Annotated in this window: 19 protein-coding genes; 4 read left to right on the forward strand and 15 right to left on the reverse strand. The window is 45.1% G+C overall.

Annotation, left to right across the window (positions count from 1 at the left end; translation table 11 throughout):
• Positions 1–16 precede the first annotated feature (16 nt).
• The 7 genes from IFO66_RS16195 to IFO66_RS16225 all read right to left on the reverse strand — a co-directional run bounded on the left by IFO66_RS16195 (position 17) and on the right by IFO66_RS16225 (position 4,430).
• Entirely contained in the window at positions 17–583 is a 567-nt protein-coding gene (locus IFO66_RS16195; RefSeq protein ID WP_192026158.1) for a bifunctional adenosylcobinamide kinase/adenosylcobinamide-phosphate guanylyltransferase, read from the reverse strand.
• 95 nt (positions 584–678) lie between these two features.
• Positions 679–1,239, reverse strand: coding sequence for a hypothetical protein (locus IFO66_RS16200; RefSeq protein ID WP_192026159.1), 561 nt, complete (start codon positions 1,237–1,239; stop codon positions 679–681).
• A gap of 96 nt (positions 1,240–1,335) precedes the next feature.
• The gene (locus IFO66_RS16205; RefSeq protein WP_225445821.1) at positions 1,336–1,605 is read right to left on the reverse strand and encodes an aspartyl-phosphate phosphatase Spo0E family protein; all 270 of its coding nucleotides are present in this window, start codon (positions 1,603–1,605) and stop codon (positions 1,336–1,338) included.
• 141 nt (positions 1,606–1,746) lie between these two features.
• On the reverse strand, positions 1,747–2,955 hold the full coding sequence (locus IFO66_RS16210) for an aminotransferase class I/II-fold pyridoxal phosphate-dependent enzyme (RefSeq protein WP_273015534.1): 1,209 nt from the start codon (positions 2,953–2,955) through the stop codon (positions 1,747–1,749).
• A gap of 11 nt (positions 2,956–2,966) precedes the next feature.
• Positions 2,967–3,467: an Lrp/AsnC family transcriptional regulator gene (locus IFO66_RS16215; protein ID WP_192026161.1), complete on the reverse strand. Its 501-nt coding sequence runs from the start codon at positions 3,465–3,467 to the stop codon at positions 2,967–2,969.
• 216 nt (positions 3,468–3,683) lie between these two features.
• On the reverse strand, positions 3,684–4,109 hold the full coding sequence (locus IFO66_RS16220) for a spore coat protein (protein WP_192026162.1): 426 nt from the start codon (positions 4,107–4,109) through the stop codon (positions 3,684–3,686).
• A 78-nt stretch (positions 4,110–4,187) separates the two neighbouring features.
• Positions 4,188–4,430: a hypothetical protein gene (locus IFO66_RS16225; RefSeq protein ID WP_192026163.1), complete on the reverse strand. Its 243-nt coding sequence runs from the start codon at positions 4,428–4,430 to the stop codon at positions 4,188–4,190.
• Between the two features lie 84 nt (positions 4,431–4,514).
• Between IFO66_RS16225 and IFO66_RS16230 the strand changes: the two genes are divergently transcribed.
• Entirely contained in the window at positions 4,515–5,753 is a 1,239-nt protein-coding gene (locus tag IFO66_RS16230; RefSeq protein ID WP_192026164.1) for an NAD(P)/FAD-dependent oxidoreductase, read from the forward strand.
• A 51-nt stretch (positions 5,754–5,804) separates the two neighbouring features.
• Here IFO66_RS16230 and IFO66_RS16235 read toward each other — a convergent pair whose 3' ends face one another.
• From IFO66_RS16235 to IFO66_RS16250, 4 genes are all read right to left on the reverse strand, one after another.
• The gene (locus tag IFO66_RS16235; RefSeq protein WP_192026165.1) at positions 5,805–7,001 is read right to left on the reverse strand and encodes an MFS transporter; all 1,197 of its coding nucleotides are present in this window, start codon (positions 6,999–7,001) and stop codon (positions 5,805–5,807) included.
• Positions 7,002–7,090: 89 nt separating this feature from the next.
• A complete protein-coding gene (locus IFO66_RS16240) occupies positions 7,091–7,648 on the reverse strand; it encodes a hypothetical protein (protein ID WP_192026166.1) in 558 nt (185 codons plus the stop codon).
• A gap of 207 nt (positions 7,649–7,855) precedes the next feature.
• Entirely contained in the window at positions 7,856–8,278 is a 423-nt protein-coding gene (locus IFO66_RS16245) for a DUF350 domain-containing protein (protein ID WP_192026167.1), read from the reverse strand.
• A gap of 37 nt (positions 8,279–8,315) precedes the next feature.
• Complete coding sequence (locus tag IFO66_RS16250) at positions 8,316–10,676, reverse strand: endonuclease MutS2 (protein ID WP_192026168.1); 2,361 nt, start codon at positions 10,674–10,676, stop codon at positions 8,316–8,318.
• Positions 10,677–10,829: 153 nt separating this feature from the next.
• Between IFO66_RS16250 and IFO66_RS16255 the strand changes: the two genes are divergently transcribed.
• Together IFO66_RS16255 and IFO66_RS16260 are read left to right on the forward strand one after the other, a co-directional pair.
• The gene (locus IFO66_RS16255; protein WP_028593036.1) at positions 10,830–11,192 is read left to right on the forward strand and encodes a phage holin family protein; all 363 of its coding nucleotides are present in this window, start codon (positions 10,830–10,832) and stop codon (positions 11,190–11,192) included.
• A gap of 209 nt (positions 11,193–11,401) precedes the next feature.
• Positions 11,402–11,761: a cupredoxin domain-containing protein gene (locus tag IFO66_RS16260; RefSeq protein ID WP_192026169.1), complete on the forward strand. Its 360-nt coding sequence runs from the start codon at positions 11,402–11,404 to the stop codon at positions 11,759–11,761.
• A gap of 100 nt (positions 11,762–11,861) precedes the next feature.
• On the opposite strand, the gene IFO66_RS16265 is transcribed toward IFO66_RS16260, so the two are convergent.
• From IFO66_RS16265 to pheS, 4 genes are all read right to left on the reverse strand, one after another.
• Positions 11,862–12,482, reverse strand: coding sequence for a CvpA family protein (locus IFO66_RS16265; RefSeq protein WP_192026170.1), 621 nt, complete (start codon positions 12,480–12,482; stop codon positions 11,862–11,864).
• 25 nt (positions 12,483–12,507) lie between these two features.
• Positions 12,508–15,879: a cell division protein ZapA gene (gene zapA / locus IFO66_RS16270; RefSeq protein ID WP_192026171.1), complete on the reverse strand. Its 3,372-nt coding sequence runs from the start codon at positions 15,877–15,879 to the stop codon at positions 12,508–12,510.
• A 334-nt stretch (positions 15,880–16,213) separates the two neighbouring features.
• The gene (pheT, locus tag IFO66_RS16275; protein WP_192026172.1) at positions 16,214–18,652 is read right to left on the reverse strand and encodes a phenylalanine--tRNA ligase subunit beta; all 2,439 of its coding nucleotides are present in this window, start codon (positions 18,650–18,652) and stop codon (positions 16,214–16,216) included.
• A 32-nt stretch (positions 18,653–18,684) separates the two neighbouring features.
• Positions 18,685–19,716, reverse strand: coding sequence for a phenylalanine--tRNA ligase subunit alpha (gene pheS, locus IFO66_RS16280; RefSeq protein ID WP_192026173.1), 1,032 nt, complete (start codon positions 19,714–19,716; stop codon positions 18,685–18,687).
• Positions 19,717–20,350: 634 nt separating this feature from the next.
• Between pheS and IFO66_RS16285 the strand changes: the two genes are divergently transcribed.
• The gene (locus IFO66_RS16285; RefSeq protein ID WP_225445822.1) at positions 20,351–21,685 is read left to right on the forward strand and encodes an NCS2 family permease; all 1,335 of its coding nucleotides are present in this window, start codon (positions 20,351–20,353) and stop codon (positions 21,683–21,685) included.
• Positions 21,686–21,817: the final 132 nt, after the last annotated feature.

Genomic DNA, 21,817 nt, shown 5'->3' on the forward strand with positions numbered 1-21,817 from the left:
CGTACGCTGTGCTCCACTATCCGCGGAACTTGTTCGCGCGCAATTCATGGGCAAGCCCTGCACTCATACGAAACCATTGATGGGATTGTTCTGCAAGCATGCGATTAAACTGGGCAAGCTGCATGTGATAGCAGCGTTCTCGTTGCGTCATAAAAGGGGTTATCGTCCCTGGTTCACCTGTTACAACGAATAACTTCCCCTGATAGGAAGAAATCGCATATTCCAATAAGTGACGCTTTTCATTCATGAACTGCTCATATTGTTCATCTGATAAATCTTCCTGCTCTGACAGTTGCTCATGAACAGCTGTAAAATATCGGTCAGCTCCGTCAACAACAACGACTCGCCGATCCGCCCTGAACACGTTCGATTCACGATTAATAACGTCCATAACTTGCGGCAATAACGTATCCGCCTTCACTGTCTTCCAGCGGAAACCACGCTCCCCTTCGAATACCTCTTGCTCAGATGACGAGGAACTGCCAACCACAACAAAAAGGCCTTCTCTGCCAAAGGACGCCGCATAACGGAGTATAAAAAACGTCTTGCCGCTAGCGACATGGCCCGTAACCCCGATTATCATATGTCATCCCTCCGTCCAGCCTTATCCATAACCATAATCAAATTCCATCGCCATATTTCATTATGTATCGTCTCAAGCTGCACGTTCTTTATTCATTAATTGCCTTCCAATACCTTCATTACTTCCATGGATTGTTCAGCATTCGGCGTATGTACGGGCACTACCAGTGACAGTCCATCTGCAGGAAGACCTAACTTCTTCAACCCTGCCAATGCATCAGCAGGCAAAGCATATAAATGAGATTCTACAATATTCGTCTTAGAATCTCCTTCTTCCTTCACAACAATACCATCCATGACGCCTGTTGGGTATTGGCTGCTGTCAAAATGTCCATCGAGCGGCAGTGTTCCTCCATTTTTGACATAACCTTGTATATCTTCGGAAGGAGCTAAAATAAGACTCTTTTCACCTACCATAAACTCTACCATCAGCTTCTGATGGCTGTATGTTGGAGCTACAACTACATCCACGGTAAATTTGTCTTTGAACTGATCATTCAAGCTGGTTTCTAACGAATCTACAACCTCGGCTGGCAGTGTAGTATGATTCATAATAAACATTGTTACATCCGCTTTGTCCTTACCACAACCACTTAACATCGTTACAAACAGAAGCATCAGCATCGCGCTAATGATTCCCCTCTTCTGTCTACACATGATGGCGTCTCCTCTCTCCAATACGAATCACCATAATTCATTTCATCATACCATACAATTTACATACAAAAAAAGAAGACCCCTTAAAGGGGTCTCTTATGGATATGTTTTGTACGCATTAGATTTCATATATTCATTGATCTTGATATCAAGCATACTGCTGATTTCAATTACATTATGTGCCGTAAACGATTGTTCTTCTTGAAACATTTGTTCCATCTGCTTGCGAAGTAGACAGATTTCTTGCTCAAGCATAAGCAGCTTTGACGAAACGTCCCTTGTTCTGCCCGACCATTTCGGATGATCGTTCACGTCTCGAAATATGGAATGTGTATAACGGTTTAACGTAAAGTCCGAACAAAACAAGCCTTTTCCCCCCTTCGCTGCTAAGCATGTAACGGAATCTTTCATTTATTCCATAACTAAGAAAAATGTAAAGATCCATGTTATATTATAGCAGACTAAGACAAGAGAAACCAGTTTTTTCTATCCTATCCATCATCGTTTTCACATTTCATGTTTAATTTTCGCCACAATTTTCCCCATACGTTCAATCGCTTCTGTCAGTTGCGCAACAGATGTCGCATAAGAGCAGCGGATGAATCCTTCGCCACCTTTACCGAACACATTTCCTGGTACCGCAGCTACTTTACCTTCGAACAACAAGCGTTCAGCAAAAGCTTCAGAAGATAATCCTGTCGATTCGATCGATGGGAACGCGTAAAATGCCCCCTGAGGTTCATGGCATTCCAAGCCGATCTCTCTAAATCCTTTAACAACAAGCCTTCTGCGCATGTTATAGGACTCTACCATTCGATCTTTTTCTTCCTTGCCATTTTTCAAAGCTTCAAGCGCAGCGATTTGACCCATAACAGGAGCACACATAACCGTGTATTGATGAATTTTCAGCATAGCATCAATAAGATCACGATGTCCGCAAGCATAGCCCATACGCCAACCGGTCATGGCAAACGCTTTTGAGAAACCGCTTACTAGAATCGTACGATCTTTCATTCCAGGTAATGATGCAAAGCTTATATGCTTTTGTTCATACGTTAATTCTGCATAAATTTCATCCGAGATAACGATAAGATCATTATCTTCAACAATTTTAGCAATCGGCAAATAATCCTCATAAGTCATCGTTCCGCCTGTCGGGTTGCTCGGGAAACAGAGAATAAGAACTTTTGACTTTGGAGTAATTGCCGCTTGCAGCGCTTCAGCTGTCAGCTTGAACTCATCTTTAGCCACAGTCTCAATCCCTACGGGAACTCCGCCACCAATAGAAATAATCGGTGAATAGGATATGTAACTAGGCTCAGGAATAAGGATTTCGTCCCCAGGATTCACAAGGGTGCGCAATGCCAAATCAATCGCTTCTGAACCGCCCACCGTAACCATAATTTCATTAGCAGGGTTATATTCGACATGGAACGAGTCGCTCAAATACTGGCCGATCTCTTCACGCAGTTCAGGAATACCCGCGTTGGACGTATACTTTGTCATACCTCGCTCTAACGAATATACGCACGCCTCACGAACATGCCAAGGTGTACAGAAATCAGGCTCACCAACACCCAGTGTAATAATATCTTTACTGCCGCTTACCAAATCAAAAAATTTGCGAATACCAGACGGCGGAATGGATCGAACTAACGGGTTAATATAATGCTGCATACCGGTAGGATTCTCCGCTTTCACTGATTGGTTTACCATCGTCATTCACCTCACGGAGAAATAGCGAGACGGTGATCTTCCTCATGCTCTTCGAAGATAATTCCATCCTGCTTGTATTTTTTGAGAATAAAATGTGTCTTGGTCGAAAGAACAGCCTCAATCGGTGATAACTTATCAGATACAAAAGAAGCAACTTCTCTTAAGTGCCTACCTTCAACCTCAACAAGCAGGTCATAAGCGCCAGACATTAAATAAACAGACTTCACTTGCGGGAACAAATAGATGCGTTCGGCAATGCTATCAAAGCCACGCCCACGTTCAGGCGTAATTTGAACTTCTATAAGTGCAGTAACCTTTTCCTCTTCCACCTTACTCCAGTTCACTACAGTGGCGTATTTCACGATAACATGATCATCTTCCAATTCCTTGATCGCCGTGCGAACTTCTTCTTCTTGCACACCTAACAAAGTTGCGATCAGGTCAGAAGAACGACGCGCATCTTCCTTCAACAGCTGTAAAATGTTTACCTTTAATTCGCTTAGCTCTTTCATCTCTTGATCCTCCCGCGATGCTGCGGCGCTTTAACTTAGTAAACGGACCGTGCATCGTTAGTCGTGATATGAAATTATGATACACCCAATACAACTTATTGCCAACAGCGATCCGAGAGATATACATACTTTTATATAAAAAATACCCCCATCTTGTAATTAAGCCACATTTTGTAACTTAAATCATAAGATTGGGAGTATTTCAATCGTTTCCGCTTATTGCTGCGTATAGTATGGGTTATGCACATGCGCACCATACGGAGCATAGTAAGCGGCATGATGGCCATGCGAAGCTTGCTGCTGTTGTCCATGCTGCTGCGTATGCGCAGGGTGTGCAAACTTCTGTTTGACAAGCTGACTTGTCTGCTGCAGCATTTTTTGACTTGATTGCAGTTGCTTCTGGACTTCTTTTTGCTGCACTGGAGAAGGTGCCTCGTACATATTGTGTTGCGACATGAAATAATACAAATTACCTTGCAGCGTCAATGTTCGATTCGTTAAATCCGTAAACAATTGACGCACAGCTACACAATTCGCCTCTGTCGCTGCCGTTGTGTACTCTCTGACGGTTCGCTTGAGATCTGCCAGTATCGTATAGAGCAAATCTTTATCCGGCAAAAATTGTTGAGATGCATGTGGCATATAACCAAGTCCTTTTCCGCAATAGTAGTTAGTCTAATACAGGTCGTTCATCACCATAAACGCAAACGTTGAGACAATCTATGCTTGAGGCTGTGTTGGAGCCAGCTGTACATGCTGTTGTAGCGATTCATGGAGCATGTTATAGTGCTGCTGATGTGCGTTAGCTTCCTGCGTCAAAAATTGATAAACAGCCTGATTCGATGTTTGTGAAGCTGCAGCGGCACATTGCTTCAACAGCAAATCTTCATTCGTTAAGCAATCCACTACATATTCCAATTCCTTGCTCGTTAAAGGCTGCATCTGGCCTCCGAAATGAGTCATCCTTATTTCTCCTTTCTCATCATTCTTTTGTGTATTATGAGCGATTTAACAGGGAAATATGTAGAGCGAAAGGAGAGAATGAGGATGGATCTGAAGGCCGGTTCGTTAGCTTGGCCTGTGACGTTGGAGCAAATAAGCACATATCCCCCTATAAGCCAGGATGAGCAGTGTGACATCGTCGTTGTTGGAGGAGGAATGAGCGGAGCACTTACTGCCTACGAATTAAGTCGCCAAGGCTACCGAACGATTGTTGTTGACAAACGGAGTATAGGAACGGGTAGTACTTGCGCGAATACAGGGCTACTTCAATTTTGCAATGATAAGATGCTGACCGCATGCATACATACTTTCGGCCAAGAAAGTGGCGTGCGATTTTATACTTTGTGCAAGCAAGCTGTGCAGCGTTTATTTGACATCAGACAAGATTTAATTACGGATCCTGAGCTTTACGAGCGAAGCAGTTTGTACTATGCCAGTACAGAAGAAGATGTGCCTATACTGGAACAAGAGTTTAACACTTTGACTCATTACGGATTTACTGTTGAATGGTGGGATAAAGAAAAAATACAGCAGCATTTTGGATTTACAAAGCCTGCTGCCTTACTTACACATGGCGATGCAGAAGTAAATCCATTTAAAATGGTACATGCCTTGTTGGAAACTTCCGTTGCGAAATACAACCTTCGCATATTTGAGCACACACGTATTCTGCGCCATCAATCTGAGCAACCAAATGAAATTATTTTATACACAGACCAAGGCCATCATATTAAGGCGCGGCATGCTGTGTTTGCTACGGGCTATGAAACACAAGAGATGAAGCATGATCGAAATGCTGTGATGGAAAGCACCTTTGCAATCGTTACGCAACCAATTCCAAATCTAGAGCAGCTATGGCATAAACGAATGCTCATATGGGAAACAGCAAGACCTTATTTGTATATGCGGACAACACCAGATAATCGCATCGTAGCGGGTGGCTTGGATGAAAACACGACCATTATTGAAGAACGAAATCGAATGCTTCCTAACAAATCGAAACAGCTAGTCCAAGAAATTGAACAGCTATTTCCAGACATCGCTCCTATTGAAGCCGAATATGAATGGGCCGCCTTGTTTGGCTCCACTCACGATGGATATCCTATGATCGGACCACATCCCAAATATTCGAATTGCACTTTTATTGAAGTGTATGGAGGTAATGGTACTGTGTATAGCTCCATTGCTGCAAGCATGATCATTGACCTAGTCGAAAATGGAACACACCCTGATGCAGATCTGTTCACGTTCCAACGCTCCAACCACCCTTCGCCTCCTCATTGAGTGTAATAGAAATGGCTCCTTTGACAAAGGAGCCATTTTCTATAATTAGAATTATGATTTTGTTACGATAAGTGGCCTCATTAACAATGAACTGACCAAAGGCATACATCCGATAACAGCTAAATATAAAATAATTACCCAAGATTGTTGCGACCACCATACGACACCAATGAACATCGTAATACTCAGTATTCGCCCCAAGCAAAGTCCACATTCCCGCAGTATCGTCAGCTCGACCCGGTTTTTTGCTGCTTCATCATCCCTACCCATCAAATCAAAGACAGAAGAAGTCATCGGAACGATAAATAATGGTGAAAAAGAGGACATAATCAATCCATATAGTAACAAGCTAATATAATTGACACCGAACAGTAAAGGAACTACAGCAGCTCCCATGCAAATGGTTCCAATCATCATCGTCCTAGCACGCCACACGCCTGACAACCATTTTCCAACGACATAGAATACGATTAATGAAGCAAAGGAAGTAAGCATCGTATAGGTGCCAAGCTTCAACTCATTACTAGTCGCTATATATACTAGCAATCCAATGAGAAACATATACACACCGTCTCTTAAACCTTGTGCCATCATCGCGAAAAATACGGATCTCCATGAATTATGCTTGTCACGTAACGAATGAAGTGGAACGCTCCAATCGAATGCAGCACCCGGTGGTCTTTTCGACAGCTTGAAACTTAACAAGATACCGCAGGCAAAAATAAACAACGATACACTGAACATAATTGTATAACCTGTTGATCCATACGTAGTGATGACTAATCCAGACAGCCAAGGCGCTATCATCGTACAAGAAGAAGCCACAATCCCCGCTCCACCATTATACGAATCGCGTGTAGATGCATTAGTTACTTCAAAATAAATGACGTTATAGGATAGCCAAAAGCAGCCTAACGAAGCTCCAAGTACGATACCAAGCAATTCAACGCAATGTATCGTATATTCTCCCAACACAAGTACTAACGTGTAAAATGCGCCCGATAGGACCATACCCGCCCTCAGCCAAATCATTTTATTTTTTTCTTTAACCCATTTACCCCCTAATAAGAAGACCGCGCCCAGGGATAGCTGCTGAACAAGAGCAAACCATCCAATGAGCGCGTAATCGGGTTTCATTTTCCATAAGTATATATTTACATATGTGCCGGAGCATGCGTTAGCCAACGCAAACAAACTATATACAGCAAACAGCAGTTTGGTCTGGTTGTCCCACTGTGTTGTTGGCATGAGTTACTTCCCCCTTCACAGCTGCTAAGTACGTTACTTATAACATACCCTGAAGGGGGAACGCCCATGAACAACAAGCTTAAGGTAGTTTACACCTTTTCGTTGTTTGCTTCTAAGTCGCTCATTGCTTGCAATTTTACAGTCACTGCTTCACGTCCTGTATGATTCAACATGCGTTGTACATGGAAGCATGACGTACAAACATATACATCTAACTTAAATGGAGCCGTTAACAACGGCTGACTCATTCCTTCGTGCACATGCGGCTCAAAGGAGCTGCTCGCTACTGTTTCTTGCCCTGTCAGCAGCATGTATTCGCGACAATGCGAACATTCTGGCACATCAGCTTGATGGTGAATCAATTTATCCGCGCTTTCTTGAAGCTTCAGTTTATCAGGACTTCCCCATTGCATATTGTCTTCATCCCAACCGAAATTAGACCAGCCCTTGTCATCCTCACTAACTGTTCCATTTTCCTCAGCTTCCATTCTACGAAGCCTCTTGTCATCCTCATCAATTTCTAAATCAACGGAAAGAGAACGATAAGCATTAAGCTCATTCATACAATGCGGGCATTCCTCTTCTGGTCCTAGCACTTCATCCCATACAATTTCCGTATCACACCACGGACATACTTGTGTTGACATATTTCTTTACCTGCCTCTCTTGCTTAAGCACTGCAAATAAAAGCTTATAGCAGTCCTTCAACAACCTGTTTATGTTAAGCATACTCAATCCAATAATAAATACCAATTGCCAAAAAGAGCGCCGCAAGGGCGAATAATGTTCCCCATAAATATTTCATCTCGGCAACCTCCCTTTTCGTTCACCATCTGCCATTCAGATCGAAATCATTAGGTTTCCAAGCTTGCCCCGATAATGTAAGACAGTGAAATGGATATAACCATCGCAAGAAATCCGACTGCACGGTTATCTCGTTCAATTTCTTCATCAAGCTTAAAAAATGGCATCAAAAATCCAAACAAAAAGTAAGCCGAAAGCAATAAAACATATCCTAGTACAGCCCACTGTAGTGACGTATACAGCGAATCATAGGATTGGATGCCAAAACGAAAAATGTTGCATATCCCAAATATTTTTCCACCCGTTGCCATTGCCACGCTCATATTACCGCGTTTGATCTCATCCCAGCATTTATAGCGTGTGACCGCTTCAAACAATACGAGCAGAACAATAAGCGCCAAGCAAGCTACCGAGAAATAGGCGAGCATCTTAAAGTACGGGTTTAACAACCACTCTCCAACTAGCGTTTCCATGTTCTTCATCCTCTGTACTGTTACTCTTTACTTTCCTCTATTTCAATTCTGCTACCGTAACGCCAGCTCCGCCTTCACCATATTGACCAAGTCGGAAGCTTTTTACATGTCTATGCCTGCGTAGGAACTCTTGTACTCCCGTACGAAGTACGCCTGTGCCCATGCCGTGAATGATATACACCTGTCCAAGATTACTGAGCAAAGCCTCGTCTAGGAAGCGATCCACTTCAATAATGGCTTCCTCTACATTTTCTCCGCGTAGATCAAGTTCAGAACGAACATGCTCATCTCGGGATCGTTTCACTTTGGAGCCTGATTTCTGCTTCTCATACTCCATCGGCTTTGCAGCTGCAATTAGTTCAAGATCGTCTTTACGAACTTTCATTTTCATAATGCCAAGTTGAACAATTGCTTCAGTAGCACCAGCCATTTCCACCACATGACCTTTTTGGTTTAGGCTGTATACTCTAACTTCATCGCCAGGTCCAATTTCACGCGGTGCCTTCGCTTGCTTGTTCTGGACGCCAAGCTTCTTAGCAGGAGCTGCTTCATCCAGTTTCTTGCGAGCTTCCGTCATCCGATGATCTTGCAGCTTCGCGCCTTCCTGCGCTAACTTGCGCAGTTCCTCGATCGCTACCTCTGCTTCTTTTCTTGCTTTGTCCACAATTGCACGAGCTTCATCTTCGGCACGTTCGATTCGTTTCTCACGTTCCGCTTCATATTTAGCTCGTTCAGCTTCAAGTTCTCCTCGTAAAGCTTCGTTGTTACGACGAAGCTGCTCAGCTGAATGTCGCTCTTCTTCTGCACGCAAACGGTTCTGCTCCAAAGAAGCAATCATCGTTTCAATCCTCAAATCTTCTTCCGTAACTTCACCCTTCGCATGCTCAATAATGGAAGAAGGTAGACCTAGGCGCTCCGCAATAGCAAACGCATTACTACGTCCAGGCACCCCAATTAATAGTCGATACGTTGGTCGAAGCGTCTGCACATCAAATTCCATACTAGCATTAATAATGCCTTTACGTTCATACGCATACGCCTTTAGCTCCGAGTAATGCGTTGTTGCTACGATACGACAGCCCATGCGATGCATATGCTCCAATAAAGCGATTGCCAATGCTGAGCCTTCAGCAGGGTCAGTACCTGCACCTAATTCATCCATCAGCACGAGACTTTTCGGTGTCATTTGCTTCAAGATGCGGATAATATTCGTAAGATGGCTTGAGAAGGTACTCAAGCTCTGTTCAATACTCTGTTCATCACCGATATCAGCATAAATCGCGTCGAATACACACATTTGACTACCTTCATTAGCAGGTATGAATAGACCTGACATCGCCATTAAGCTCAACAGCCCAACTGTTTTCAAGCTGACTGTCTTACCGCCTGTGTTAGGACCTGTTACGATAATGGTTGTGTAGTCATTGCCCAATTCGATATCCGTCGGCACGACGATCTCTCGTGAAATAAGCGGATGTCTGCCCCGCTTCAACTTGATATAGCCACGATCATTCATAATCGGTAAAACCGACTTGGATTCATGAGCATAACGAGCTTTGGCAAAAATAAAGTCCAGTAATGCAATCGTGTCCGTGTCATACATAAGCAGATCAACTTGTTCACCGACTCGATCCGTTAATCGGGACAATATACGTTCCACTTCACGATCTTCTTGCATCTTCGTTTCTCTAAGCTTGTTGTTCATAGTCACGATAGCTTCTGGTTCGATAAATAAAGTAGCTCCTGAACTAGACTGATCATGAACAATGCCGCCAAAATGACCACGATATTCTTGCTTAACCGGTATTACATAACGGTCATTACGGATTGTAACGAGTTGGTCTTGAAGCATTTTGGCTGTACTCTGGGAACGAATCATGGATTCCAGCTTCTCACGAATTCGCGTCTCTCCAATACGAAGCTCACGTCTAATCGTTGCAAGCTCAGCACTTGCCTGATCAAGGACATCTCCTTGATTATCGACGCATTGACGAATATCATCTTCTAGCGCCTTCTGATCACTGATCGAATCGACAAGCTGATTCAATAAAGGCACTGGGTGATCTTCGTGCACACTATTCACATATCGATTCATGCGGCGTCCCGCATTCGTTAACGCTGATATTTCCCATAGCTCCAGTGCATTCAGGATCGCACCGATACGAGCTCGCTGCAGGGCAGGGCGAATATTTTTCACACCTGATAACGGTGCGCCCCCCTTAAGACGGTCTACGGTATAAGCCTCATCTGTAGCTTGCAGACTGCGTTTTACTTCTTCCAGATCCGAACTTGGCTGCAAATTAAGCGCCAGTTCTTCTCCAAGATCTGTAGCAGTATATTGCGACAAGCTTTGCGTGATTTTGGTATATTCTAAAGTTTTAAATATTTTGGTATCCAATCGAAGTCACGACTCCTCTCGGTTTCTCATTATATCCTATCTCATGGATGAAGGCGATGCTGTCAAATGTTGTCATCATGAAGATGACAGATGTGGTTACACTAATTGTTGCACAATCTGTACCCTTTATAAACGAAAAAGGAGGATTCCCACATGAGTATTTTAGGTCACATCGTTCGATTTATCGTAGCTGCCTTTGTTATTATGGTTACGGCGTGGCTCGTACCAGCCTTCTCCGTTGGCGGTTTCTGGAGTGCCCTATTCTTGGCCCTTGCTATTGCCATACTGGGATGGGTTGCAGAGGCTATCTTTGGCGGCCGCGTTACTCCATTTGGCAGAGGCATAGTCGGCTTTCTAGTCAGTGCGCTCATCATCTATGTCGCTCAGTTCTTTGTCGGCGGTGTATCCGTGTCGATATTCGGCGCATTAATTGCAGCACTTGTGATTGGATTGATTGACCTGTTCATTCCAGTTGCTACACCGTACGAAGCTGGACGCAGCAAAGAAACCAAATAACGCAACATGCGATGCAATTTTAAAATGCAGGCAGCGCATGCATACTTTGTTCACATAATGTTCATAACAGGCAACAAATCATGACAAAATATCCCTTCCTCACAACGTATACTTATGAAAATGTAAGTATGCCACCCATCCAACAGCACTAAGCATCTAAGCAGTAACAAGTAACCACTGTTGGAGCAAGTGAGGAAGGGAGAACTTTTATGTTAAGACGAATAGCACTCGTTTGTGCTGCCGGTATCATGGTAGTCTTTATCTTGTCAGCTTGCGGTACGGAAAAAGCAAATCAAGAGCAGCAAACTGCTGATGTTAAACTGATCATAAAAGCATCAGACTATAAGTTTGACCAAACTGAATATCGTGTAAAAGGAAATCAACCTATACAATTCAGCCTCGAATCAACCGGTAATCACGGCATTACTATTGATAAATTGGATTTATCGCTGGATCCAACAAATCCAAATCAAGTCATCACTCCTACGGCTGGTACTTATACGTTTGAGTGCAGCATCGCATGCGGACTAGGGCACAAAGACATGAAAGCAACCTTAATTGTAGAATAGAACAATCGAGTACATATACACGCCAAAGCAGCCGCCATGCTCCGATTTTTTTCGGCACGGCGGCTTTGTCCATAATACGCAGCTTTTTTCAAACTAACTTCTATAACCATTGTGCCCAACGTATGGACTCAGCAATAACAGTAGGTAGCCATTCACTCGTTTTGATTGCCCATTGGGATTGCTCAATGACCTGACGAACTAAAGGCTGCGGCCAACTTTTTAAGAGCACATACCCGATTCCCCATACGATAAAAAACTGCATGACGCCAATAAATGCTCCGCCTAAGCGATCTAAGACACGGACGGATCGAACATGCGACATTCGAGCAACAAAATACTTTAGTAGCAACAATCCAATCCAAGTAAAGCCAAACATAATCCCAAACGAAAGTCCAGCATGCAGCATCTGTTCACCGTATTGCTGAGCAGATTGCAGCCCATCTATCCCGACTGCCCCTTCATCAATAGTTGAAGTACGTACTCCAAATAGTTGTTTGCGCACCCATGGTATTAAGTATTCATACGTACGTGAAGCCACGATAAAGGCAATAAGCCAGCCTAACAACGATAGTGCTTTTGCTTTGAATCCACGAACGGCACCAATAAGACCGAACACAACAACAATGATAGTCAAAAGGAGGTCTAAACTATTCCATGGACCCACTTTCAGCATCAGAGCTACACCGACAGTATTAGAAGTCTGTAACCAGTCTGTCCACATACTTGTAGTACCTTTCTGTCAGACGTTACATCATTTCCAACCATTCGTTAAATTCACTCTTCAGCTTTCCATACTCCTCCTGCAAAGAATCCAACTCTCCCTGTACTTGGCGAGCTTTGTTCTGTTCCATTTCACGCTCGATCTGGGCAAGACGGAATTGATGGGAGAGCAGCTCAAACTGTTCCTGCATCATAGCAGTCTCCTCATCACGAAGCGTAGATACATTGGTCGTTGCGCTGTCCGCCGCTTCTTTCAACGCCTCCACCGCAGTTGCAGCCTCAGCTGCTGCTTCTCGTTGCTCTTGCAGTTGAGCTATTAATTCAGCTTTCTCTTGTTCCCAAGTTTGCTGTATAGCTACTTGTTCACGCAGCAGCTCCAATTCCGCGTTGAGCTTGTCTTGATCAAGCTTCCATGCATGTTCTTGATCCAACCACTGCTGGTTCAACGATTGCTGCTGTACCCGGGTTTGCTCTGTTATACGCTCAACAGACGCTCGTAGTTCGATTATCTGCTGCTCATTTTCTACTTGTAGTTTCGATTGACGTTCCTCTGTATCCGCTCGATATTCAGCCAACTGCTGAACTGCCAGTTCCACCTCTTGAGCGTGACCGTCAGACTGTGCTCGCAGCAAGTCTAGTTCTTTCTCCTGCTTAGTAAGCTGTTCTGTAGCTTGCTTATATTGTCGCTTAAGATCAGATAGATTGGTTGACAATGCATTTCGTTCAGCAATAACAGAGCGGAGGTTACCTGACATTTTCTCCTCCAGCTCACGCGCACTCTTACGTAGTCTAGAATCCAGCTGCTGTCGAAGGCACTCGTACTTTTCATTCGTTTCACGCTCTGCCTCCATACGTGCAGCTTGCTCTTCTGCTAGTGCTTCCACTGCTGCCGCCGCCTCTGTCCGAACCGATTCTACCTCTTCCACCAGCTTCATCTCAGACTGACGCAGCTGGTGTAATTGCTCTTCTAAAACTTGACGAAGCTCTTGCCCTTCTTCATCAACTCGTTTAAGTTCCTTCACCTGTGCATCCAATCGTTCAACTTGCTCGACTGAAGCTTCGTATTGCTGCTCCAATTCGGTACGCTGCTCACGCACTTGCCCCAGTTCAACCTCTAACGCATCTTTATGCTGAGAATTCTCTTCAAGCAATTGTCTCTGCTGGAGCAGTTCACCCTGAACTTGTTCTAGCGTCCCTTGCACATCAGCAACCCCTTGCAGGGCTTCGTCTCTTGTACAAATAAGACGTTCCATCTCAACTTGTCGCGCGCGATCAAGCTCTTCTGCCCGCTTCAAATGACCTTCGAGTTGACGAGTTCGTGCCTCGCTTTTCGTTTTCTCAGCTTGCAGCTGCTCAAATTGCTCTATAAGGGACTCTTGCTCCGCAAGATGGGATTGTTTGCACTGTGCAACCTCTTGCTCATAATGAACTTGCTGAGCTTGCCATTCGGATTGCATCTCCGCCTGCTCTTGCTGGCGCTTCTGCTCCCACTCTGCTCGTTCTGCATGCAACTGCTCTTCCCATTGCGTGTTATTGTTTGTCCATTTTTGTTCCCAATCCAAAATTACATTTGCTAGTTTCTGTTCCCATGTCGAACTTTCACCAGCCAACTTTTCTTCCCATTCAGATCGCTCGCTGGATAGCTGCTCCGCCCATTCTGTCCGTTCACTCGACAATTGCTGCTCCCAATCCGCTCGCTCATTCGACAATCGCGCTTCCCACTCTGAACGCTCATCCGACAATTTCTGTTCCCATTGAGAGCGCTCAACCGTCAATTGCTGCTCCGACTGGGATTGCTCATGGTGAAGCTTCTGTTCCCATTCCGCACGCTCCGACTCCAATTGATGCTCCAAGCTAGAAACAACCGTTACATGCTCATCTAGAGCTTCTTCGAGCTTCGTTTCCAGCTGATTGCGAATATCAGTTATGCTTTGCTCATGTCGGCCGCTCAGCTGTTCCAACTCATCTTCATGTTGAAGCAGCAATTGTTGAAGCTCATCATCATGTTTCAAGCGTGCTAATTCAGCTGCCGCTGTGTGCTCATCACGTAGAGCTGCAATCGCAGCCTGATGTTCGTCAGACATAGCTGCCTGATTGCCTTCCAGCTCTTCACGAAGTCGATTCAACGCTGCTTCATGCTGCTGAATCAAGGCAGCTTCTGCCGTTTGACGCTTCTCTTCAGCTGCTGCAATCACATCCTGATGCTCCAGTTGCATAAGCTCTAGCAGCTCTTGCTGTTCTTCCTTGGACTGCAATAACTCTTCTTGAAACTTCGTACGATCTTCCTCTAAAGAAGAGCAGCGTTGCTCCCATTTATTTGTTAATTCCTGCTTCTCTTGATCATGCTTTACCTTAAGCTTGGATAATTCTTGTTCATGCTCTTGCTGAAGAATCGTTAGCAGCTGTTCATGCTCTTGTTTAAGCGTTGTCTCTACAAATTCATGCTCCTCTTTCAATAGCGCGAGCTGCTCATCCCGTTCTGTCGAAACTGCGTGAACACGCTCTTGCAGTTCTTCCGCATGCTGTTGACGCAGTTGCTCCGCTGCCTCGACCGCTGCGCTTACCTGCTGTTCCGCAAGCTCAAGACGACGCTTCATCTCTTGCTCGCCATTACGCGCAGCTTGAAGCTTGCCCTCGACTTCCTTAAGCTGCTCTTGAAGCTTGGCATACTTGCTATCAACAAGTTTGCGTTCTTCTCTGAGCTGTCTAACAGATTGATTCGTCATATCTACTTGCTTGCGCAGCTCAGCTACTTCCTTAGCATGGCTTTCTTTATCAAGCTGCTGCTGTTTCACATGCTTATTAAGTTTGTCGCGCTCCGTTTGGATTTGTGCTGCATAGTTATTCTTCTCCATTTGCAGCTGCTTTGCAGTTTTGTCCTGCTCCGCTTGCAAAATCTTAGCATGCTTATCCTGTTCATCCCTGAGCAACTTAGCATGCTTGTCCTGCTCATCCTTAGTTCGCTTCGCAGCGTTTTCCCGTTCTACTTGCAATTGCTTGGCATACTTATCCTGCTCTACTTGCATCAGCTTAGAAGCAGCACTCTTCTCATCGGCAACTTTTTTCTCCAACAGCTCCAGCTGCTGTTTCAATTCCGTCTCGGTGCGCTTTAAAGACTGCTCCAGTCGTTGCTTCTCTGCATCTGTCACTTCGATTGCATCAACAAGCTGCTGCTCCTGATCTTTAATACGTTGAATTTCTTCCGCTATATGTACAGCAGACAACACCGCAATTCTTGGAATGTCCAATCTTGGGTTACCTTCCGCGATGGTCCGCATCCGCTCATCCACATAGTCGGCAATATTACGCATATATTCTTTACTTGTTGTACCTGCTAATTTATACTGTGTTCCATATATTTCAACGGTTACCCGGTGCTTATCATTTGACGTCATCATAACGTCCTCCTTCAATTCCATTCCGCTAACTGCAGCATGATTGCGATTGCGCTTGGCATCTAACATCCTAACAAATATTGTAGGAACTGCTGCGAATATGTAAAATTTGCTTCACCCAAGCACAGAAATGCACGCTGTAAAATAGCGTTTGCAACTATTTCGATATAGACACACCTATCTCCTGCTGCAAAAGGGCTTTCCGTGAAGTTTAGCACCTTTCGAAGATAATGGTCAAATTCAAAAAGAACCTATTCGCCATACCGAAATTCTCCGGATGACAAATAGGTTCTTTATTATTTTCAAATTATTCAATTAATAGGATTTGTTGGTTGTATTATTTACGAAGCTCAGCGCCTTCAGCTTCAATCGCTGCAATGACACGACCATGAATCTCTGTAATTTCCTCATCTGTAAACGTACGCTCAGGATGACGGTATACGAGAGAAATGGCAACGCTCTTCTTGTCGCTTGCAATGCGATCTCCTGTATACACATCAAATACGCGAATCGATTCCAACCATGAATCTGCAGCAGCAGTAGCTTGATCTAGGATGCGTCCCATTTCAGCTTGACGATCCATTACGATAGCTAGATCACGCTCTACGGATGGGAAGCGCGGCAGCGTTTTGTATTCGATCGTGAAGTCTGCTTGAGCAACTAAAGCTTCGATCTCCAACTCAGCCACGAACGTATCCGCAAGATCCTTACTGCGCTGCAAGTCAGGATGAATCTGACCAAGCGTTCCAAGCAACTGCTCTCCATCGTTCGTCTTCAAGTACAACGATGCGGAGCGACCTGGGTGGTAACCAACAGGACGGTTTGCTTCATAACGTACGCGACCGCTAAGGCCAAGGTAGCTAACCACACTGTCTACGATACCTTTTAGATCAAAGAAATCAACCGCTTCAGGCTTCACATTCCATTGAGCTTGCTGACGATTGCCCGTAAGAAGAACAGCCAATACTAGCTTCTCTTCTGGCTGCTTCGTCAACTCAGACTCTTCCGTCAAGTACAAGCTGCTCATTTCGAACAAATGAACATCTTCTTGCTTGCGATTGCGGTTGTGCGTAGCTACGTCTAGCAAGCTTGGAATCAAGCTTGTGCGCAGCACGCTGCGATCTTCACTCATCGGCATTGCAAGTGCAATCGGCTTCGCATTCCCTGCCAATGCAGGGAACAGCTTCGTCTCTTCTGGATGCGTGAAGGAATACGTCAAGGCCTCATGCAAGCCGCCATCCGTCAGCAAACGGCGAATCGCACGACGAACGCGCTGCGACTTCGTCAAGCTGCCTGGCGTCGTTGCGCCTTCGATTGGTGTTGTTGGGATGTTATCATAGCCGAATAGACGAGCTACTTCTTCAATTAGATCTACATCGAGCGTAATATCACCGCGACGAGAAGGTACTGTTACTTCAAACACACCTTCTTCAACGGACTTAACATCAAACACAAGACGCTCCAAAATAGACTGTACCTCAACAGCTGTTAAAGACGTACCAAGCATGCGATTCGTTTTTTCCAAAGATAGACGAACGACTTTACGCTCATGTGTACCTACTTGCTGCTGTACGACACCACTTGCAACCGTTCCACCTGCAATTGTGCGAATAAGCTCTGCTGCACGGTCAATCGCCGGCACAACATGCTCAAGGTTGACACTCTTCTCAAAGCGAAGTGATGCTTCTGAGCGAAGACCCAATTGTCTGGACGTCTTGCGTACGATACCACCATCGAACTTCGCGGATTCAAGCACGATATCTACCGTGGATTCCGTTACTTCGGAGTTCTCGCCGCCCATAACACCAGCAAGTGCAATTGCTTTCTCCGCGTCTGCGATCACGAGCATATGCGGCTCCAACTTGCGCTCTTGGCCATCAAGCGTAACAAGTGTTTCGCCTTCACGAGCCATACGAACGTCGATGCTGCTGCCAGCAATTTGAGCTGCATCAAAAGCATGTAATGGCTGACCGTACTCAAGCATAACGAAATTCGTTACGTCGACGATATTGTTGATTGGTCTTACGCCTGCAGCAAGCAAACGATTTTGCAACCACAGTGGAGATTGACCTACTTTAACACCCTTCACATAACGAGCTGTATAAAGGCTGCAAGCGTGACCCGCACTAATATTTACGCGAATCTTCTCGGAAGCTGCTTCACCTGTTTCTTCAACAGAAGTCGTCGGCAATGCTACAGGACGATTCAAAATCGCACCAACTTCATAAGCAGCACCAATCATACTCAAGCAGTCCGAACGATTCGGCGTCAAGTCAAATTCCATTACATGATCATTTAGATCCAACACATCTGCAATTAGAGTACCAATTGTCAAATCTGAAGGCAATACAAGAATACCCTCTTGCATATGCTTCGGCAGCAATTTGTCATTCAAGCCAAGCTCTTTAGCGGAACAGATCATCCCTTGGGATTCTACACCACGAAGCTTGGCACGTTTGATCTTCATACCACCTGGCATAACAGCGCCGATTTGAGCTACAGGAACATGCTGTCCTGCGTCCACGTTCGCTGCGCCGCATACGATTTGTACATGCTCTTCTGCACCTACGTCTACTTTACATACATTCAGCTTATCTGCATCTGGATGTTTCTCACGAGATACAACATAGCCGACTACAATATGATCCAAACCTTGATTACGGTTCTGTACAACATCAATTTCGATACCAGCACGCGTAATACGTTCTGCTAATTCATCGGCGCTAACGCCAGATACATCTATATATTGAGATAACCATTGATAGGATACGTTCATCGTTGGTCCCCTTCCTTCTTCATTACCGTCGCTTACATGCGGTCGAACTGCTGTAAGAATCGGACATCATTCGTATAGAAATGGCGAATATCATCAATGCCGTACTTCAAGAGCGCAATACGCTCGATACCCATACCGAAAGCAAAACCAGAGTACTCTTCAGGGTCATAGCCGCCCATTTCCAACACTTTTGGATGAACCATGCCGCAGCCGAGAATTTCCAACCAGCCCGTTTGCTTACACATTCTGCATCCGTTACCTTTGCACTGTACGCAAGTTACGTCAACTTCAACGCTCGGTTCTGTGAACGGGAAGAAGCTTGGACGCAGGCGAATTTGCATATGAGAACCGAACATTTCTTTTACAAATTGAAGCAATGTTCCCTTCAAGTCACTCATACGGATATTACGATCGATGACCAATCCTTCGATCTGATGGAACATGAAGGAATGTGTTGCATCGTCATCATCACGACGATAAACACGTCCCGGGCATACCACTTTAACCGGCTTGCCGTTCATCAATTCCATTGTGCGCACCTGAACAGGAGATGTTTGCGTACGCATCAGCAGTTCTTCTGTAATATAGAAGGAATCCTGCATATCGCGAGCTGGGTGATCTTTTGGCAAGTTCAGCGCTTCGAAGTTATAGTAATCCTGCTCCACTTCTGGACCTTCTGCCACTTGGTAACCCATGCCGATGAAAATATCTTCTAGCTCTTGTGTTACTTTGCTCAATGGATGAACGCTGCCGCGTGCCATCGGACGTCCTGGCAAGGTAACATCAATCGTTTCCGCTTGCAACTTGCGTTCTGTTTCTTCACGAATAAACGCTTCTTGCAATTCCTGCAAACGACCCTCAATGGAATCGCGAACGACATTCGCCACTTGACCGATCACTGGACGCTCTTCTGCACTAAGACTACCCATCCCGCGCAGTATTTCTGTAAGCGCACCTTTTTTTCCTAGGTACTTAATGCGAAGATCGTTCAATTGCTGCACATCCTGCACTTGCTCCAGCATTGCCAACGCTTCTGTGCGCAGCGCCTCCAAACGCTCTTTCATGGTACATCCTCCTTCAATCTTTCATCTGTAATCAACCCGGTAACACAAAAAGGCCTTCCATCCCGAAGGGACGAAAGACCGTGGTACCACCCTTATTAGAAATACCGTCAACGCTCCATTGCCAACTGCCTACCAGCAGTGGGAAAATGAATCAAATAGGCATTCTCACTCAAAACGGCTGTAACGGACCGCATCCGGGACACTCTACTGACAAGACACAACGATCATGATCGCCATCTTCATGTGTTCAAGCTCCTGCTCCAGAGTGAATTTCGTAAGCCCATGCTTCAGATACGCTCTCAATCTATGGCGCATCCTCCCTGGCAAGCGGTACTGACTACTTATCTCTTTCAAGGCAGTTGAATATCGACTATTTACATTTCAAATATTATATAGAATAGCATATACTTTTGCAACAATTGTATGCCCCATTATGTATCTCATTATATATGATTAAGCGCTTCCAATATTTCGTTATTGAACCTATGCGAAATAATTGATTACAAATGATCACATTATGCTATAATAACCGATGGCGTCGATTAGGTTTGGATAATAATTCGGCGTCATCTTTCATATTTTATTAATATGCAAAGGGTAGGGTGAGGGGCTACGATGGAAAGCAGGTATGAGATTGGTCCAACAACAACAAAAGAAGCAAGACGACAAACAGGGCCAAGCTACGACCGCCCAAGTTAAACATACACTAAGTGTTGATGACTGGAAGCGCGAGAGCTTAGCCGGTATTGTCTCCTTCTTCGCAATCGTGTATATCGTTATCGTCAACGCATCAATATTGGCAGACGCAGGCATTCCACAGCAAGCAGGCATTATTGCAACCGTATTAGCATCCGCTGTCGGCTGCTTCTTGATGGGATTCTGGGCTAAGGTTCCGATCATCCTAGTACCAGGTATGGGTATCAACGCAATGTTTACCTACACATTGGTACAAGGCATGGGAATGACTTGGCAGCAAGCACTAACGATCGTTGTGCTTTCAGGCTTATGCTTTATTGCGATCAGCTTTACAACGCTAGCAGGCAAGATTCGTAACGCAATTCCTACTTCGCTGCAAGAAGCGATTACCGTCGGTATCGGCTTAATGCTCGTTCTGATCGGTCTTCACAAAGGCGGCGTCATCGTTGCTAACGAAGCTACCATTATTAGCTTCCGCAGCTTCGCTGAACCAGAAGCATTGGTTACGTTAATCACGTTAGCGATCACGTGCATTTTGTTTATTCGCAACGTCCCTGGTCATTTGCTCATCGCAATGATTACGGGTACGGTGCTTGCCTACTTGCTCGGCGCCGTTTCAACGGATGCTGCAGCAACGACGGAAGGCTTCTCTTGGGCAAGCTATGCTGATGTATTCGGACAGTTCACGTTCCAAGACTTGCCTCTAACGGCACTTGCAGTTGGTGTGTTCTCCTTAACGCTCGTAATCGTGTTCGAAAATGTAGGACTTATTAACGCACATTTGAACATGATCAACAAGCCTGAGCAATTCAATCGCGCGATGCAGGCAAATGCAATTTCTGTTTTGACTTGCGGATTACTGGGCACGAGCCCAACCGTTTCAACAGTCGAAACAGCAGCAGGAATCTCAGCTGGAGGCCGCACTGGCGTAACTTCAATCGTTACAGGAGCATTATTCCTAGTTACTTTGGTTGCGCTGCCCGTTCTTACACTTGTACCAGATCCAGCAGTAGCGCCGATCTTGATCTTTATCGGCGGACTGATGATGCCAAGTGTGAAGCACATTAAGTTCGAGCCATTCTCTGTAGGACTTCCGGCATTTTTCATTATTGCGTTCATTCCATTGCTACACAGCATTGTGGATGGTATCGCAATCGGCTTTATCAGCTATGCACTCTTCCAAGTTGCAGCTGGCAAAGCTCGCGAAGTGAAGCCGTTGTTCTATGTCATTGCATTGCTGTTTGTTGCACATTTTGTGCTTCAGGCCTTGTAATTTCAAGTTAATCGAGTAGGAGGGGGCGCCTAGCCCCCGTCCTCTCACACCACCGTACATGCGGGTCCGCATACGGCGGTTCCAAAAGGTTAACAAAGTTCTACATAACGAGTAACTAAACTTCTCAGCCCT

This window comes from Paenibacillus arenosi, from assembly GCF_014841135.1.
GTDB classification, from domain to species: Bacteria; Bacillota; Bacilli; order Paenibacillales; family Paenibacillaceae; genus Paenibacillus_B; species Paenibacillus_B arenosi.

What these genes read in the sequence shown, in the direction of transcription:
- IFO66_RS16260 (WP_192026169.1), top strand. Translation starts at nt 11,402, where the DNA reads ATGTTAAGACGAATAGCACTCGTTTGTGCTGCCGGTATCATGGTAGTC.
- IFO66_RS16265 (WP_192026170.1), bottom strand. Translation starts at nt 12,482, where the DNA reads ATGTGGACAGACTGGTTACAGACTTCTAATACTGTCGGTGTAGCTCTG.
- zapA (WP_192026171.1), bottom strand. Translation starts at nt 15,879, where the DNA reads ATGATGACGTCAAATGATAAGCACCGGGTAACCGTTGAAATATATGGA.
- IFO66_RS16200 (WP_192026159.1), bottom strand. Translation starts at nt 1,239, where the DNA reads ATGTGTAGACAGAAGAGGGGAATCATTAGCGCGATGCTGATGCTTCTG.
- pheT (WP_192026172.1), bottom strand. Translation starts at nt 18,652, where the DNA reads ATGAACGTATCCTATCAATGGTTATCTCAATATATAGATGTATCTGGC.
- IFO66_RS16245 (WP_192026167.1), bottom strand. Translation starts at nt 8,278, where the DNA reads ATGGAAACGCTAGTTGGAGAGTGGTTGTTAAACCCGTACTTTAAGATG.
- IFO66_RS16230 (WP_192026164.1), top strand. Translation starts at nt 4,515, where the DNA reads ATGGATCTGAAGGCCGGTTCGTTAGCTTGGCCTGTGACGTTGGAGCAA.
- IFO66_RS16240 (WP_192026166.1), bottom strand. Translation starts at nt 7,648, where the DNA reads ATGTCAACACAAGTATGTCCGTGGTGTGATACGGAAATTGTATGGGAT.
- IFO66_RS16215 (WP_192026161.1), bottom strand. Translation starts at nt 3,467, where the DNA reads ATGAAAGAGCTAAGCGAATTAAAGGTAAACATTTTACAGCTGTTGAAG.
- IFO66_RS16210 (WP_273015534.1), bottom strand. Translation starts at nt 2,955, where the DNA reads ATGGTAAACCAATCAGTGAAAGCGGAGAATCCTACCGGTATGCAGCAT.
- pheS (WP_192026173.1), bottom strand. Translation starts at nt 19,716, where the DNA reads ATGAAAGAGCGTTTGGAGGCGCTGCGCACAGAAGCGTTGGCAATGCTG.
- IFO66_RS16235 (WP_192026165.1), bottom strand. Translation starts at nt 7,001, where the DNA reads ATGCCAACAACACAGTGGGACAACCAGACCAAACTGCTGTTTGCTGTA.
- IFO66_RS16195 (WP_192026158.1), bottom strand. Translation starts at nt 583, where the DNA reads ATGATAATCGGGGTTACGGGCCATGTCGCTAGCGGCAAGACGTTTTTT.
- IFO66_RS16220 (WP_192026162.1), bottom strand. Translation starts at nt 4,109, where the DNA reads ATGCCACATGCATCTCAACAATTTTTGCCGGATAAAGATTTGCTCTAT.
- IFO66_RS16225 (WP_192026163.1), bottom strand. Translation starts at nt 4,430, where the DNA reads ATGACTCATTTCGGAGGCCAGATGCAGCCTTTAACGAGCAAGGAATTG.
- IFO66_RS16255 (WP_028593036.1), top strand. Translation starts at nt 10,830, where the DNA reads ATGAGTATTTTAGGTCACATCGTTCGATTTATCGTAGCTGCCTTTGTT.